Annotated in this window: 12 protein-coding genes; 7 read left to right on the plus strand and 5 right to left on the minus strand. The window is 64.7% G+C overall.

Features of this window, described 5'->3' with window-relative positions; all coding sequences use genetic code 11:
- Positions 1–10: 10 nt before the first annotated feature.
- Positions 11–1,612 (minus strand): diguanylate cyclase, encoded by a 1,602-nt coding sequence (locus IB258_RS07600; RefSeq protein ID WP_192352352.1) that lies wholly within the window; start codon positions 1,610–1,612, stop codon positions 11–13.
- A gap of 336 nt (positions 1,613–1,948) precedes the next feature.
- Here IB258_RS07600 and IB258_RS07605 point away from each other — a divergent pair, with 336 nt between their 5' ends.
- Positions 1,949–3,973 carry an alkyl/aryl-sulfatase gene (locus IB258_RS07605; RefSeq protein ID WP_225590310.1) on the plus strand — a complete coding sequence of 675 codons (2,025 nt, stop codon included), beginning with the start codon at positions 1,949–1,951 and terminating at the stop codon, positions 3,971–3,973.
- A gap of 56 nt (positions 3,974–4,029) precedes the next feature.
- Here IB258_RS07605 and IB258_RS07610 read toward each other — a convergent pair whose 3' ends face one another.
- Both IB258_RS07610 and IB258_RS07615 read right to left on the minus strand, forming a co-directional pair.
- Complete coding sequence (locus IB258_RS07610) at positions 4,030–5,517, minus strand: DUF1254 domain-containing protein (protein ID WP_192352353.1); 1,488 nt, start codon at positions 5,515–5,517, stop codon at positions 4,030–4,032.
- A 100-nt stretch (positions 5,518–5,617) separates the two neighbouring features.
- Positions 5,618–7,078 carry a DUF1254 domain-containing protein gene (locus tag IB258_RS07615; protein ID WP_192352476.1) on the minus strand — a complete coding sequence of 487 codons (1,461 nt, stop codon included), beginning with the start codon at positions 7,076–7,078 and terminating at the stop codon, positions 5,618–5,620.
- A gap of 241 nt (positions 7,079–7,319) precedes the next feature.
- On the opposite strand from IB258_RS07615, the gene IB258_RS07620 reads away from it, so the two are divergent.
- The 4 genes from IB258_RS07620 to IB258_RS07635 all read left to right on the plus strand — a co-directional run bounded on the left by IB258_RS07620 (position 7,320) and on the right by IB258_RS07635 (position 10,240).
- Complete coding sequence (locus tag IB258_RS07620; protein ID WP_192352354.1) at positions 7,320–7,799, plus strand: VOC family protein; 480 nt, start codon at positions 7,320–7,322, stop codon at positions 7,797–7,799.
- Positions 7,800–7,936: 137 nt separating this feature from the next.
- Positions 7,937–8,602, plus strand: coding sequence for a hypothetical protein (locus IB258_RS07625; protein ID WP_192352355.1), 666 nt, complete (start codon positions 7,937–7,939; stop codon positions 8,600–8,602).
- A 1-nt stretch (position 8,603) separates the two neighbouring features.
- Positions 8,604–9,407, plus strand: coding sequence for a hypothetical protein (locus IB258_RS07630; protein ID WP_192352356.1), 804 nt, complete (start codon positions 8,604–8,606; stop codon positions 9,405–9,407).
- Between the two features lie 32 nt (positions 9,408–9,439).
- On the plus strand, positions 9,440–10,240 hold the full coding sequence (locus IB258_RS07635) for a hypothetical protein (RefSeq protein ID WP_192352357.1): 801 nt from the start codon (positions 9,440–9,442) through the stop codon (positions 10,238–10,240).
- Between the two features lie 45 nt (positions 10,241–10,285).
- Here the strand turns inward: IB258_RS07635 and IB258_RS07640 are convergent, their stop codons facing one another.
- Positions 10,286–11,221: a DNA/RNA non-specific endonuclease gene (locus IB258_RS07640; protein WP_192352358.1), complete on the minus strand. Its 936-nt coding sequence runs from the start codon at positions 11,219–11,221 to the stop codon at positions 10,286–10,288.
- Between the two features lie 243 nt (positions 11,222–11,464).
- On the opposite strand from IB258_RS07640, the gene IB258_RS07645 reads away from it, so the two are divergent.
- Positions 11,465–12,640, plus strand: coding sequence for a diguanylate cyclase (locus IB258_RS07645; protein ID WP_192352359.1), 1,176 nt, complete (start codon positions 11,465–11,467; stop codon positions 12,638–12,640).
- 16 nt (positions 12,641–12,656) lie between these two features.
- Here the strand turns inward: IB258_RS07645 and IB258_RS07650 are convergent, their stop codons facing one another.
- Positions 12,657–13,061 carry a hypothetical protein gene (locus IB258_RS07650; RefSeq protein WP_119451283.1) on the minus strand — a complete coding sequence of 135 codons (405 nt, stop codon included), beginning with the start codon at positions 13,059–13,061 and terminating at the stop codon, positions 12,657–12,659.
- Between the two features lie 170 nt (positions 13,062–13,231).
- Between IB258_RS07650 and IB258_RS07655 the strand changes: the two genes are divergently transcribed.
- A complete protein-coding gene (locus tag IB258_RS07655; protein WP_192352360.1) occupies positions 13,232–13,774 on the plus strand; it encodes a hypothetical protein in 543 nt (180 codons plus the stop codon).
- Positions 13,775–13,876 lie beyond the last annotated feature (102 nt).

Here is a 13,876-nt window from a genome sequence, read left to right on the forward strand (position 1 = left end):
CACCGTGTGTTCAATTGCGCTTGTTCGGAGGGGACTGTTCGGTGGCGGCGCGGTCGCGCCATAGCGTCACGCGGTTGCGGCCTAGCTGCTTGGATTCGTAGAGCGCTTCGTCCGCCCGCCGTATGACGTCGGCGGCGGATTCCCCGTCCTGCGGCCAGAGCGCGACGCCGATCGACACGGTTACACGGCCCACGCTGTCCGGCATAAGGCGTCGGGCTACGGCGGTGCGCAGGCGCTCGGCGATCTCGCACGCCTTTTCGGCCGAGCCGGTAGGCAACAGGGCGATGAACTCTTCTCCGCCCACCCTGAAGGCGCGATCCTGGTCGCGCAGGCCGGCGCGGATTACCTCGGCCAGTGCGATCAGCACTTTGTCGCCCGTCATGTGGCCGAAGCTGTCATTGATGCGCTTGAAGTGGTCCAGATCCATGGCGATGACGGCCACGGATGCGCCATCGGCCGCGTAGGCGTCCAGCACGTCGGTCATGGCGCGGCGGTTCAATAGTCCGGTCATGGGATCCGTCAGCGCCTGGGTATTCAGGCGACCCACCTCGTCCTGATGCTGGTTGAGCGTCAGCTCCACCGCGTCGCGCAAGGTGTCGGCCTCGGCATACCATGCGTTGAGCCGCCCGAGGTCCACGCCAGGCGATTTGCCCGCGCTCATGGCGCGCGTCAGACGCGACAGCGGCGAGGCGATGGCATAGGCCAGGCCGCATACCAGCAACAGCGTGAGCAGGATGGCCGGGATGGCCGAGCGCAGGGCATCCCCGAGCAATTCGCGCAGCGGCGACAGCACCTGATCCAGCGAACGCTGAGCCACCACGGCCCAATTGCCCTTGGCCAAAGGCGCGTAGCCGATCAATACGGCGCCGCCGTCCGCCTTCGGATAAAGGGCGGCGCCGCCGTGCCGTGCGGGCTCCAGGCTGGCCAGATCGAACGTCCCGGCAGGGGCATGCCTGCGGTACAGCACGTCGCCGTTGCTGCCGACCAGGAACACCGACATGCCGGCGATTTCGTCGCGGTCGCCGATGATGCGGTCCATGCCGCTGCCGGCGTCCAGCGTGATGGCGATGGCCAGGTAGGCCAGGGGCGCGCCGGCCGCGTCTTCCACGGGTTCGGCCACGGTAAGCACCGCGGCTTGCGCCCCGGGTATTGTCGTCACCCAGGACGCTGGGCCCTGGGCGCTTATGCCCAGGTCGGCAAGACGCAGGACCTTGGCATCCGCGAGCTGCCCCATGGGGGAACGGGCGACGATACGGCCCTCGGCGTCGGCCAGCATGACCGCGTGCAGCGAATCGATCTGGCCGGCCAGGCGCTGCAACTCATCCTGCAGCGCTTGGGGCTTGCCCAGGGAGCCCGGAAGCCGGTCGGCGGCGCTCCGGGCCTGGCGGTGCAACGCGGCGACATAGACGTCGATGACCTCGGCCAGTTTTTCCGCGCGCGCGTGGTTGGCGGCCAGCGCGTTCTTGATGATCTGCGCCTTCTGTACCTGGTAGCTCGAGTACATGGCGTTGGAAAAGCCGACGGCCACGCTCAGCACGGCCAGGGCGGCCAGTACCGCATGCAATCCGAGCTTGCGCTTGCGCGTGCTTGCGCGGCTTGACCGAGGGCTCATCGAGACTCCATGCAATATCCCATGCGTACTGGTGTATCGACCGCGTTTAGTTTGACAACGATAAATGGGTAGGGAACATGCCGCAATACCGGGCTTCCGTAATTGCAATCCACGATTGATTTAACGAAGAAAATGTGTAGGCTTTGTGCGGTACAGCCAACATAGCGCCGCGTGATGCCGTTCACGCCTGTAATTTCTTATTACGTTCGCCGCTGGACCCATCACGCTTTGCCGCTCTTGCTAGTGTGATCTTGCTCCTGCAATTCGCCTGACCTCATTGCTTGCCGGACCGCCCATCCGAGCGGTTTGTTCACTGCCCGTCTGGAGAATGTGATCATGAAGCTGCTTCACCGCGCGACTGCCTTCCATACACAGCAAAGCCTGGCGCCCAGGCGCCCACGTTCAGTGCCGGCCGCATGGGCGTCGCTGGCCATCGCGCTTGCGGCGCCGGCATGGGCGGCCGATGGTTCCAAGCCTGCCGAGGCTCCCACCAAGGCAGCCAACGCAGCCTTGCTGAAGGAATTGCCGTTCTCGGACAAGACGGCCTTCGAATTGGCGCACAAGGGCTTTATCGCCCCGCTGCCCGCCGGCATGATCAAGGGCGCCGAGGGCAACCTGGTCTGGGACTCGGACAAGTACGGTTTTATCAAGGAAGGCTCGGATGCGCCCGATACGGTCAATCCCAGCCTGTGGCGCCAGGCGCAGCTGATCAATATCTCGGGCCTGTTCCAGGTGATGGACGGGATCTATCAGGTGCGCAACCAGGACCTGTCGAACATGACCATCGTCGAAGGCAAGGAAGGCCTGACGATCATGGATCCGCTGATCTCCACGGAAACGGCCAAGGCCGCATTGGACCTCTACTACAAGCACCGTCCCAAGAAGCCTGTCGTGGCGGTGATCTACACCCACAGCCACGTCGACCACTACGGCGGCGTGCGCGGCGTGGTCGACGAGGCCGACGTGAAGGCGGGCAAGGTCAAGATCTATGCCCCGCTGGGATTCCTGGAACATGCCGTGGCCGAAAACGTGATGGCCGGCACGGCCATGAGCCGCCGCGCCAGCTATATGTACGGCAATCTGCTGCCGCCCAGCGCGACCGGGCAGGTGGGCGCGGGCCTGGGCACGACGACCTCGGCGGGCACGGTCACGCTGATTCCGCCCACCGACATCATCGAGAAGACCGGCGAAAAGCGCACCATCGACGGCCTGACCTATGAATTCCTGTACGCGCCCGGCAGCGAAGCGCCTGCCGAGATGCTGTACTACATCAAGGAGAAGAAGGCGCTCAACACGGCCGAGGACTCCACCCACACGCTGCACAACACCTATTCCCTGCGCGGCGCCAAGATCCGTGACCCCCTGGCCTGGTCGAAGTACCTGAACGAAGCCCTGAACCTGTGGGGCGACGATGTCGAAGTGATGTACGCCATGCACCACTGGCCGGTCTGGAACAACAAGGACGTGCGCGAACAGCTCAGCCTGCAGCGCGACATGTACCGCTACATCAACGACGAGACCTTGCGCCTGGCCAACATGGGCTACAACAAGGAAGAGATCGCCGAACAGGTCAAGCTGCCCAAGTCCATCGCCACCAAGTTCTCCAACCGCGGCTATTACGGCTCCGTCAATCACAACGTCCGCGCGACCTACGTGCTCTACCTGGGCTGGTTCAACGGCAATCCCGCCACCTTGCACACTTTGCCCATCGAAGAGGGCGCCAAGCGCTACGTCGACATGATGGGCGGCGTGGACGCGGTGGTGAAGAAGGCGCGCGAATACTACGCCAAGGGCGACTACCGCTGGGTCGCCGAGGTCGTCAACTACGCGGTGTTCGCGGATCCGAAGAACCAGGAGGCGCGCAGCCTGCAGGCCGATGCGCTGGAGCAGCTGGGCTACCAGGCCGAGAGCGGCCCATGGCGCAACTTCTACCTGACCGGCGCGAAGGAACTGCGCGAAGGCGTGCAGAAGCTGCCCGTGCCGGACACCGCCAGCCCGGATACCGTGCGCGCCATGACGCTGGACATGCTGTTCGACTACTTCGCGGTGCGCCTGAACCGCGAGAAGACCGAAGGCAAGCACGTGGTGCTGAACGTGGACTTCACCGACACGAAGCAGCAGTACATGCTGGAGATGGCCAACAGCGTGCTCAACCATTCCGAAGGCCGGCAGGCCAAGGAACCCAGCGCCAGCGTGTCCCTGACCCGCGACACCCTCAACAACATCATGCTGAAGCAGACCACGCTGAAGGATGCGATGGCCAAGGGCGACGTCAAGGTCAGCGGCGATCAGGCCAAGCTCGCCGACGTGTTCGGCGCGCTGGATGACTTTCCGTTCTGGTTCAACATCGTGACGCCATAGCGGAATTCGCGGAAGGCCGCTACCGGCCTTCCGCGCCCATGGGCGGGAACCTATTCCTACTTCACCTTGACGATGTCGTCAGGCTTCCAGGTCTGGTCGTAGAAGGCGTCTTCCGCGCCATACAGCCGTAGCGCGACCAGGAAGTCGCGGCCCGGGATGGTCTGGATAAAGGCGGCGTCCGCCGTGCCTTCGGGCTTTTCCGGTCCGAACCAGATTTCCACCGAGCCGTCCGCCTGCTTCGGGATGTCGTAGTAGCCATTGGTGGAGGGCATGAGCTGCCTGGTTTCCGGCATGGTGCCGTCGGTCACGTTGTAGGCCGTGACCGCCCAGAACAAGGCCGCCGGCGCGTCGGGCGGCAGCCTCAGCTTGTAGGTGCCGGAACCATGCAGGAAATTCCCGGCGGCATCGCGGGCGGTGTAAGGGTATTTCGAACCCGCGCCCGTCGTGCGCATGACCATTGCCGGCGCCGACGAATAGGCATACTGGAAGAAGCCCGCCCGCTGGTTCACGTCCAGATAGCTTTCCTGCATCCATTCGGCCGTGCCGCCTGCCCACGCGCGCTCCCACTGCCGGTCCTTGTAATAGAGGTTGCGCCCGTCGTCGCGGCCCAACTGGCGCAGCGCCAATATCATCCTGGGCGCGGTCTCCACGGCTTTCTGCAGCATTTCCTGCTGGCGCTGGGTCGGCTCGAAGGGCTGGCCCTTGACGATGCCGATGGACGCCAGCACGCCCCGCAGCTCGGGGTCGATGGCGGACACGGGCTCGTAGTCGACGAAGTCCTTGAGCTTTTGCCAGAACTGGCGGTCCACCGGATACATCATGTCCACGCGCTTGCCGCTGGCATCCGGAAACTCCATGGGCTTGATGTTCTTTTCCTCCGCCCATAGCGGATAGACGCGGGTGGTCTCGGCGGCCTTGACGGCGGGGCCCGGGTCGGGTTTGCCGTCGCCCTTGGCCATGACCGTGCGGAAGAACAGGAACACGTTGTAGGTCGGCGACTTGAAGGCGAAGTAGCTGCTGGGAACGTGGCCGTCATAGTCCGGCGGCAGCAGCAGGTACAGGCCGCCGCGCGCGCGGTCCGGGCCGATGGCGCCCACGTCGGTAATGGTGCGCTGGAAGAAGTCGGTGAACATGCCGATGACATTCGGGGGCGCCTTGACCACCAGCGGGCCGGTCTTCTTCAGGTCCAGATAGCTCATGGAATAGATGACGTCGGCATTGGGCGTGGGCACCATGGTCTTGGCGTCCATGCGCTCCTTCCAGATCGGCAGCACGTTGTAGCCTGCGCCGAACGCCTTCTCGGAACCATCGCGCATGCCGATGACATTGAGCGCCGGCAGCATCGTCATGTAGGCGTGGATGGCGCGCTGGTAGTAGAGCTCGTCGCGCAGGCCCTCGGCTTCCTTTTGATCGAGCCAGTTGCCATTGTTGATTTGCCTGACCAACGGGGATATTGCCGCCTGCTCGGGCGCGGCGCCCGCTCCCGCGGCAAGGGCGGCAAGCAGCGCAGCCGTCAGCAGGGTGGATTTGGGTTTGAAAGACATGACCGGGCTCCTGATCACTGACGCGGACATGCTCCGCGCATGCCATGACGGGATGGAAGGGACGCAGCGGGCCGGCGCCGGGGGGCGCCGGTCCAGGAGATCACTCGATCTTCTTGACTTGCGGCGGCTTCCAGCTGCCGTCGAGTATGGCCTGTTGTCCCCAATACGCGCGTATGTAGAGCGAGAACGGTTCCTTTGGCGACGGCAGCCAATTGGTCTCTTTGTCTTTCCCCGGGGAGGTCGGTCCCACGTAGAGGGTCAGGGAGCCGTCCGCATTGCGCGCGAGGTTCTTGTTCTTGGTGCCCAGCGAATAGCGCTTGAGCTCGTTGGGGCTGAAGAGATGCAGCTTGTTGTAGAGGGTCAGCGACCAGAAGCCCTTGACGGGTGGCAGCTGGCCCTTGGCAAAGGTGATTTCGTAGCGCTGGTTGCCGTCGAGCTGGGCGCCGGCCGCATCGAAATCCGTATAGAAGTACTGCGTTTCGGTCGGGCGGTTGTCGAACATGTTCGACTTGGCCGTGCCCGTGCGGTTGAAGTAATCCAGGCCGGTCTGGGCGTTGTTGGCGGACCGGTTCCAGTTGTTGCCGGCCGGGCGGCCGTTGTGCTTCCACTGGAAGAACGGCGCGATCACCTGCTCCTCGGTCTCCTTGGCGACCTGGAGCAGCGCTTCCTTGATCGCAGGGTCGCGCGCCGCCGCGGCAAGTACCGAACGGAACTGGGCGTACATGGCTTCTTCGCCCGGCAGCGGCGGCACCGTGTCCAGCACCTTGCCGAACTGGTCGAAGAAGGTTTCGGGGACGACCCAGCGCGTTTCTCCCGAGCTGGCGCTGTCGGCCTGGGGATTCGGGATGTCGGGCGTGGCCTTCCAGTCCATGGTCTTCATCTTGCCGTCGAAGTCCTTCAACGGATAGAACACCACCTGGTTGATCTTGGCCTGGATGGCCTTGCGGTCCTGCTCCGTGTCATCCATGAAAATGCGCGGAATGGCATTGGCCAGCGCGGTCGGGCTGCGGATCACGGCCTGCACGCCGGCGGGCCGCTTGCCCTTCCAGTTGGGGCCGACCAGCAGATAGAAGCCGGGTTTGCTCATGTAGGGCTTGCCCAGCTGGCCGAACTGGTTGGTGCGCTGGTCATACAGCGCATAGACCCAGAAACGGTCGCCGAAATCCGGCACCTGGGCGATCACGGGTTCTTCGTCGAGCGAGAAAAAGCCCAGGCCATAGACCACGTCCTGATTCGGACAGGTGACGAAGGTTTCCTCCGGCGCGATGTAGTTGTGCAGCATGCCCACCTGGCCGCGCGGCGCAACCGGCAGAATGCCGCCCAGCAGGCCGGGGCGGGGCGCCTTGGTGATCCGGTCGTTGCGGTTCTGCATGTTCACCATGGGCCAGCCCCAGACGTACGCCAGGCGGCCGATGGTCTTGGCGTACTCGGGGTGCATGATGACGTCAGCGGCGGGTTGCGTCAGCGTCGTCTTGCCGGCGGGAGCCGGCGGCGCGCCGAGCGCGGGCGGCACGTTGGCCGCCAGGAGTGCGAAAGACAGAACTGCCAGTCCATGCTTCATCATTGGGCTCCCGGATGGAACTTGCCTGGGTAATGAATGAATCGGAGCTTGCAAAATTGCCGCAACGCGACCGGCCGCTTGGAGCCGGCACCGCCTGTGTTTCCGAACGTTTCGCCGGGGCGGTTTCTCAAATAGAACACCCAAGTCTATGCTAATTTTTTCGTGGAGTCGCTGGGAATGACGGCGGCTCGTATGCGATTGGCTCGATGATCCCGCGCCCGCCATGAAAAGGAGATCCAGCATGCCCAGCAAAAACACCATTTGCCTCTGGTACGACCAGGATGCCCTGGAAGCCGCGAAGTTCTATGCCCAGACCTTTCCCGACAGCGCCGTGGGCAAGATCCTGCGCGCGCCGGGCGACTATCCCTCAGGCAAGCAGGGCGATGTGCTCACGGTGGAATTCACCGTGGCGGGCGTCCCCTGCGTGGGTTTGAACGGCGGCCCGGCCTTCAAGCACAGCGAGGCTTTTTCCTTCCAGATTGCCACCGAGGACCAGGCCGAAACCGACCGCCTGTGGAACGCCATCATCGGCAACGGCGGCCAGGCCAGCGAATGCGGCTGGTGCCGGGACAAGTGGGGCCTGTCGTGGCAGATCACGCCGCGCGCCTTGATCGAAGCGATCTCGGATCCGGATCCCGCGGTCGCCAAGCGTTCGTTCGACGCGATGATGACCATGAGCAAGATCGATATCGCGGCCATCGAGGCGGCGCGACGGGGGTAGGGCGGATTCCCCCTTTTGGCTGATTCCGGCCGAGGCGGCGCGATCTATCATGGAAGCGCCGCGCCGGGATAGGCCATCCGCATGGCTCGTTCCGAGGCTAGCCGGCGTTTGCGCTATCTTGCTCGGGGAGCTTTCCTATGGCCACGCTCGCGGTTCGCCTCATGGCGTTTGTCGTGCTGGCGGGTTGTGGCGTCGGAGCCCAGGCGGGGCCCGGACAGGCCATTGAGGCCACAGGCACCTCACGCTCCTCATCTTCCTCGCGTAGCAACACCGGCGCCGCCCTGGATGCAGCGCAAAAGGCGTTGAGCGACTATGTGCGCAGTTCCGGGCAGCAGGACGATGCGTTGCTTGACCAGGGCGCGCAGGATCGGCTGCGCCAGCAATACGAAGATGCGCAGCGCGCGGCGGACCAGGCGCGGGCGAAGCAGCAGGAGGCCGACTATCAGCGCAACCACGACCGGATCAAGGAACGCTATGGCGCCGATCCCGCGCTGAATCCGTGGGGTAACGGTGCCGCCAGCCGCGACAAGCCCCGCAATGCGCCTGCCGACGCGCCGAACCCTCCGGCTTCAGCCAAGGCCGCGGGCAAGGACCCCGGGCTCGACTACGCCGGCCAGGCCTGCGAGTACTTCACCCGGCCCTCGGATGCCGCCCACCTGAACTATTACAGCGAAGGGGCGACCGTCGTGTACGGCGGGCGCGTCTACCAATGCAAGGACGGTCGTTGGGCCTACCGCTATCCCGACACCGTGCTGAGCGCGCGCGACCGCAGCCGGCTGTCCGCCACCCAGCAGGAGAAGTGACATGTCATTGTTCGCGTCGGTCATGGCGGCCGTGCTGGCGTCTTCGACCGTGGGCGCGCAGCAGGGCTCGGGAATGGAAAGGAGTGAAGCCTTGCTCAAGGCCTATTACAGCGCCCTGGACCAAGGTTTTCAGGCGATGGGGCCTGGCATGCAGCGCGCAGTGGCAACCTATTGCCAGGACGGGCTGTCGATCGAAGGCTACTGCAGCTGGGTGGTGCACGGCGTCATCATAGGCAGTCACCTCAGCGGCAACTACGAGGCTGTGTTGCGCTACAGCGACCGGTACGCAACGGCCATGCTCGCCCGCCTGAACGCCAATCGCCTGCCCGCCGGCGCCTGCATGCCCGTGAACGCGGCAGTGGTGAACCCACACACGTACAGGATCTCGGCATCCTGGGACGCTTTTGTGCAGTCCCTGGTCTATTTCGCTCAGACCAAGCTCAAGCGGCCGGCGGGCGGCTCCTATTACCAGGCGTTCTACTGCGCGCGCCGTGGGCCCAACAATCTGTTCGCAGACTTCGACCCTGAGCATTCCAGCGTGCCGGCCAGCGAGGCGGAAATGCGTGTCGCCCGCAAGTTCGAGGCGGAGATCCTGCAGCCGTTGCGCGCCGCGGGCGAACAATTGCACGCGGAACTCCTGCAGACCGCCGATCAAGACCGCGTGGCGGGCCGCCGTCACCTGCTCAAACGCTCGGTCCTCTACGGAAATGCGTATTCGGCGTGCAGCCGGGCGCGCTTCCCGGCCAATCTCCGCGGCTACCTCAGCGCCGACCGCATCGAGGTGGACTATTACGAACGCCAGTAAGCCGGCTTTCACCCCCCGACAGGAGTAGTGATATGTCATTGTTCGCGTCGCTCATGGCGGCTGTGCTGGCGTCTTCGACCTTGGGCGCGCCGCTGGGTTTGGGAACGGAGCAGGCCCGGGCCATTTCCAACGCCTATTTCGCGGCCCTGGATGAGGGCTTTCAGGCGATGGGGCCCAACATGAAACGCGCGCTGGCGGCCTATTGCCAGGACGGACAGACCATCGACGGAAATTGCAATTCGGTATTGCAAGGCGCCATCATAGGCAGCCACCTCAGCGGCAACTACGAGGACGTGCTGCGCTACAGCGATCGCTATGCCGCCGCGATGCAAGCCTATTTGCGGTCCAAGGGGGCGCCGCTCGGCCCCTGCATGGCCGTGTACGTGAGCGGCGTGAAACAAGGGCCGGGCGCCAATCCGACTTCCTGGATCGCCCATGTGCCGTCGCTGGTCTATCTGGCGCAAGCCCGCCTGAAGCGGCCTGCCACGGGTTCGTACTACCAGGCGTTCTACTGCGCGCGCCGGGCGCCGAGTGAGCTGCTGGATGCCTATGACCCCGATCGTTCCAGCGTGCCGGCAGGGGAGGCGGAATTGCGCGTGGCGCGCAAGTTCGAGGCGGAAATCCTGCGGCCGATCCGTGCCGCGCATGTACAGCTGCAAGCCGAGCTCGCCCGGACGATCCAGACCGACAGCACGGCGCTCAACCGCAGTTTTCTCCAGACCGCGGTGCTGTACGGAAACGCCTATGCCGCATGCAGCCGGGCGCGCTTCCCGGCCAATCTCTGCGGCTACCTGAGTGCCGACCGCATCGAGATGGAGTACTACGAGCGCTAGCAAGTCCGAGCCGCGGTTGAATGGTTGAAGCGGCTGGCGCGCGCTTCAGCCGCCGGCCGGCAGCACGCGCAGCCCGGTGCGCTTGACGAATTCCTCGTAGCTGATGGGCGGCCCGGCCTTGGTGCTGGCGGCGTTGGCCTGCCAATGCACCCATGAACGCCTCGTGGTCGCGTCATACACGACCTTGTAGATGTAAGTCGGCACGGCCACGCCCGCGCCTATGGTCTTGGGCTTGTCGGCGTAGACCGGTCCGGTGAAGACGTACACGTCGCCCGCGGCGCGCATCACGTATTTGCGCGTGTCTTGCTCGATGCTGCTCCAGGCGCCGCCGTTATGCGTCTGGTCCTGCGGCACCATATTGGCTAGCGAAAAGCTCTGCGCCATGGCTTCGGGGCTGGACATGTCGCCGGCAGGGGCCATGTGCCCGCGCGAATAGCCCGAGCCGCGATAGTCGTCCAGTTCCGCCCGTTCAGCGCGCGGCAGGCGCGCCTCGGCGTAGAACTTGTCGGTGCGGCGCTGCCCCTGGGCCTGGGTCAGCATCTGGCGGTTCAGGCGTTCCGCCACGAACACCGGCGTCTTGGTCTGCCCGTCGTGCAGGATGGCGAAGGCCGAAAAGCACACCTCCCGCAGTTTCTGGCCGCCGGGCACTTCGGGCGGGCGCGAATGCGGAAAGAACTGCCGGCATTCGGCAAACATCGTTTGAACCGGCGCCCCTGTCCGCGCCGCGGTCGGCACCGCCGCGGGCGCGGCATGCTCGCGCTGCTGCGGCCAGCCCAGGCGCGCAATGACTTCCTGCACCGGCGCCGGAATCCGCCACTGCGGATTCAGCATATAGGTCGCCGCGCCGAAACTCGCCAGCGACGAGAACAGCAGGGCCTTCAGGAATCGGGGGAAGCGGCCGCTGGATCGGGAACCGGCCCGGGCCTTGGATCTGCTGGGGGGACTTCTCTTCTTGGAAGCGGGTGTCTTCGCGCGCGTCATTACTACCTGTGAGCTACTGCCCGATTGCAGTTGGCAACCGGCACCGCCACGGATTGTAGATGAGTGGCAAATTTGCCACTTGCACGGGATTCTTTCGTTTGAAGAGACGGCTGCGCGGTCCGGTGTTGCATGACGCGCAACCAAGTTGTGACAGGGGTTACGCTATGTTTCCATGACGCATTTCCCACGTAGAATCCTTGCTGGCTGCGGCGATTGCTGCGGCGCGATATCCACGCGTTGAAGATGTACGTCGATCTCCTCACCCTTTACTTCATCATCATCGGAACGCTGCTAGCCAGTGCAGGCCTGACGTTCTGGGAGCATCGGACCCACCCCAGCCGCAGCGGATCATTGCGCATCCTGGCGGCGGGCTTCGCCACGCTGGCCGTGGGCTGCACTGTCGCGCTGTTTCGCGCGAGGCTTCCCAGCCCGTTGGGCTCGGCCGTCGCCAATCTCATCGTCCTCAGCGGCTATCTCCTCATCATGAACGGCGCGGCCTCGTTGAGCGGCAGGCGCCATCGGGGCGCTTCCATCGGCTTGCTGGTCGTCATGGCGCTGATCTGGCTGGCGGCCGGCGCACAGTGGGAGGATCTCGTCTGGAAGTACATCAGCGCATTCCCGATCGCGTTGGTCAGCGGCGTGACCGCTTGGGAACTGCTGCGGTGCCAGTCGCTCAGGTCGTTGACGCCGCTGCGCATTGCAACGGCGGCGGTAACCCTCCACGCACTGGTCTACGCCGCGCGCGCCTTCATCCTGCCCTGGTGGGTGGCGGAGCACGGGCCGGCCATACACCTGACCGCCAGCACCCTCACCATGTATGAAGGCGTGCTGTATTCGATCGTGCTGCCGATGACGCTGCTCAAGCTGATCCGCGAAGAGACCCACGGCCAACTGCTGCGGGAATCTCAGACCGACTATCTGACCCGCCTGGGCAATCGCCGCTGGTTCTTCGAGCAGGGCGCACGCATCATCGAGGGTGGAGCAGGGCGCGGGCCGGTTGCCGTGCTGGCCTTCGATCTGGACCAGTTCAAGTCCATCAACGACAGGTATGGCCATCAGGCAGGCGACCAGGTGCTGAAATTCTTCGCCGATAGCGCGCGTTGCGTGCTGGGTGAAGACGTGCTGCTCGCCCGCCTGGGCGGCGAGGAATTCGCCGCGCTCTTGTCCGGCCCCGACGCGCGCCGCGCCACGGTGCTGGGCGCGGCCGTGGCGCAACGCTTTTCCGTAACGGTGTCCGGCCGGGACGACAGTCTGGGCATACCGGCCACGGTCAGCGTCGGGTTGGCGCAATTCGAGGACAAGGTTCCGCCCTTGGCCGACGCGCTGGCCGCGGCCGACCGGGCGCTGTATCAGGCCAAGGCGCTGGGCGGGAATAGGGTGGAGCTGGCGGGTGCCGCCGCAAGCGCGGTGAACTGCTGACCGCAACTGGCCCGGATCAGGTCCGGCGTCGCGACCGCGGCCTGGGCGCCACCCCCATCCGCGAATCCCGCGCCAGCGCAAGCTGCGCCAACCGCGCCGCGATTGTCTCGAAGTCCTCGTCGGTCTGGGGCAGGTACAGCCATTTCCCCAGCACGGGGTGCGGGCGCAGGGCGGGGAACTCCGCCAACAGCGCCTCGTGGCGCTCCTGCGAGGTGCAGACGAGCAGGCCGCTCCAGGGATCCTCGCGATCGGCGGCGACCAGGTACAGCAGGCCGTCCAGGTAGGCGGCATCGCAGCCGAACATCTTGCGGCGCAGGTAGCCGGCATCGCGCTCCAGCGGTTCCAGTATCCAGAGCAGCGAATTGAGGCGGACGTTCCGTTGCTTGGGGGGCGGGGCGAATGGGTCTGATCGGTTGCGCATGGGGTGACTTCTGGCGGGACGGGTTGCGGCGGGAACCCAAGAATAATGGTAATAATGGTGCCGGATTAAAGTTTCGACTGCGAGGGGATAGCGTGCATTGCTCTAGATGCGGAGCCGCCCACAAGGGCAAGAACAGCGTATGCGACGAATGCGCGAGAGTGCTGGGCAACATGCCCAGCAAGAACATCTTCGCATCGGACACCGGCAGTTTTGCGGCGAACGAGACACCGCCGGCGGTGACGAATCCGCAGCCCGCCGCCAGTCCGCCAGCCGACGCGGCCTCTCGCGGCAGCTGGGCTGAAGCATTCCAGCGCTACCACATTGTCCCGCTGCGACTGCGCGGCAAGCCCGTCAAGACGGTCTGGCTGTTGGCTGCCGGCGCGGCGGGCTTGGCGATCACTGCCCTGGGCGTCTACGCCTGGGGGATGTCGGCGTGGTGGTTCATCCTGATATTCCTGAGTTTCATCAGCCTGGATACCGGCAATGACCTGAAACGCAAGCGTTATTCGCGGTTTTTCATGATGTGCAACCTGGAGGCCAATCGCGCCGGCGAGGTTTTCTATACGGAGATTGGCGGCCAGTGCCCGGTATGCGATGGCGAATTGAAGCTCAGGGAAATCGGTCCGAAGCGAGATAAGAAGACAATGGCGGTGTGCTGCGTGAATGGCAACCACCGCTGGCGATTCGACCCCCGCGTGCTCGGCGATCTTTGACGCCTGCGCCCGGCCCAACCCGCCGGTTGTTGCCGGGCGGCGGGTCTGGTTCTGCCGCGCTGCCTATAATGGCCCCGATCCCCGCTTTGACGGCAATCTTGC

This window comes from Achromobacter sp. ACM02, assembly GCF_014851605.1.
Lineage (GTDB): Bacteria > Pseudomonadota > Gammaproteobacteria > Burkholderiales > Burkholderiaceae_B > Achromobacter > Achromobacter aegrifaciens.

Excerpts from the sequence above, each read along its gene's own strand:
- IB258_RS07600 (WP_192352352.1), bottom strand. The coding sequence starts at position 1,612 with ATGAGCCCTCGGTCAAGCCGCGCAAGCACGCGCAAGCGCAAGCTCGGA.
- IB258_RS07605 (WP_225590310.1), top strand. The coding sequence starts at position 1,949 with ATGAAGCTGCTTCACCGCGCGACTGCCTTCCATACACAGCAAAGCCTG.
- IB258_RS07610 (WP_192352353.1), bottom strand. The coding sequence starts at position 5,517 with ATGTCTTTCAAACCCAAATCCACCCTGCTGACGGCTGCGCTGCTTGCC.
- IB258_RS07615 (WP_192352476.1), bottom strand. The coding sequence starts at position 7,078 with ATGAAGCATGGACTGGCAGTTCTGTCTTTCGCACTCCTGGCGGCCAAC.
- IB258_RS07620 (WP_192352354.1), top strand. The coding sequence starts at position 7,320 with ATGCCCAGCAAAAACACCATTTGCCTCTGGTACGACCAGGATGCCCTG.
- IB258_RS07625 (WP_192352355.1), top strand. The coding sequence starts at position 7,937 with ATGGCCACGCTCGCGGTTCGCCTCATGGCGTTTGTCGTGCTGGCGGGT.
- IB258_RS07630 (WP_192352356.1), top strand. The coding sequence starts at position 8,604 with ATGTCATTGTTCGCGTCGGTCATGGCGGCCGTGCTGGCGTCTTCGACC.
- IB258_RS07635 (WP_192352357.1), top strand. The coding sequence starts at position 9,440 with ATGTCATTGTTCGCGTCGCTCATGGCGGCTGTGCTGGCGTCTTCGACC.
- IB258_RS07640 (WP_192352358.1), bottom strand. The coding sequence starts at position 11,221 with ATGACGCGCGCGAAGACACCCGCTTCCAAGAAGAGAAGTCCCCCCAGC.
- IB258_RS07645 (WP_192352359.1), top strand. The coding sequence starts at position 11,465 with ATGTACGTCGATCTCCTCACCCTTTACTTCATCATCATCGGAACGCTG.
- IB258_RS07650 (WP_119451283.1), bottom strand. The coding sequence starts at position 13,061 with ATGCGCAACCGATCAGACCCATTCGCCCCGCCCCCCAAGCAACGGAAC.
- IB258_RS07655 (WP_192352360.1), top strand. The coding sequence starts at position 13,232 with ATGCCCAGCAAGAACATCTTCGCATCGGACACCGGCAGTTTTGCGGCG.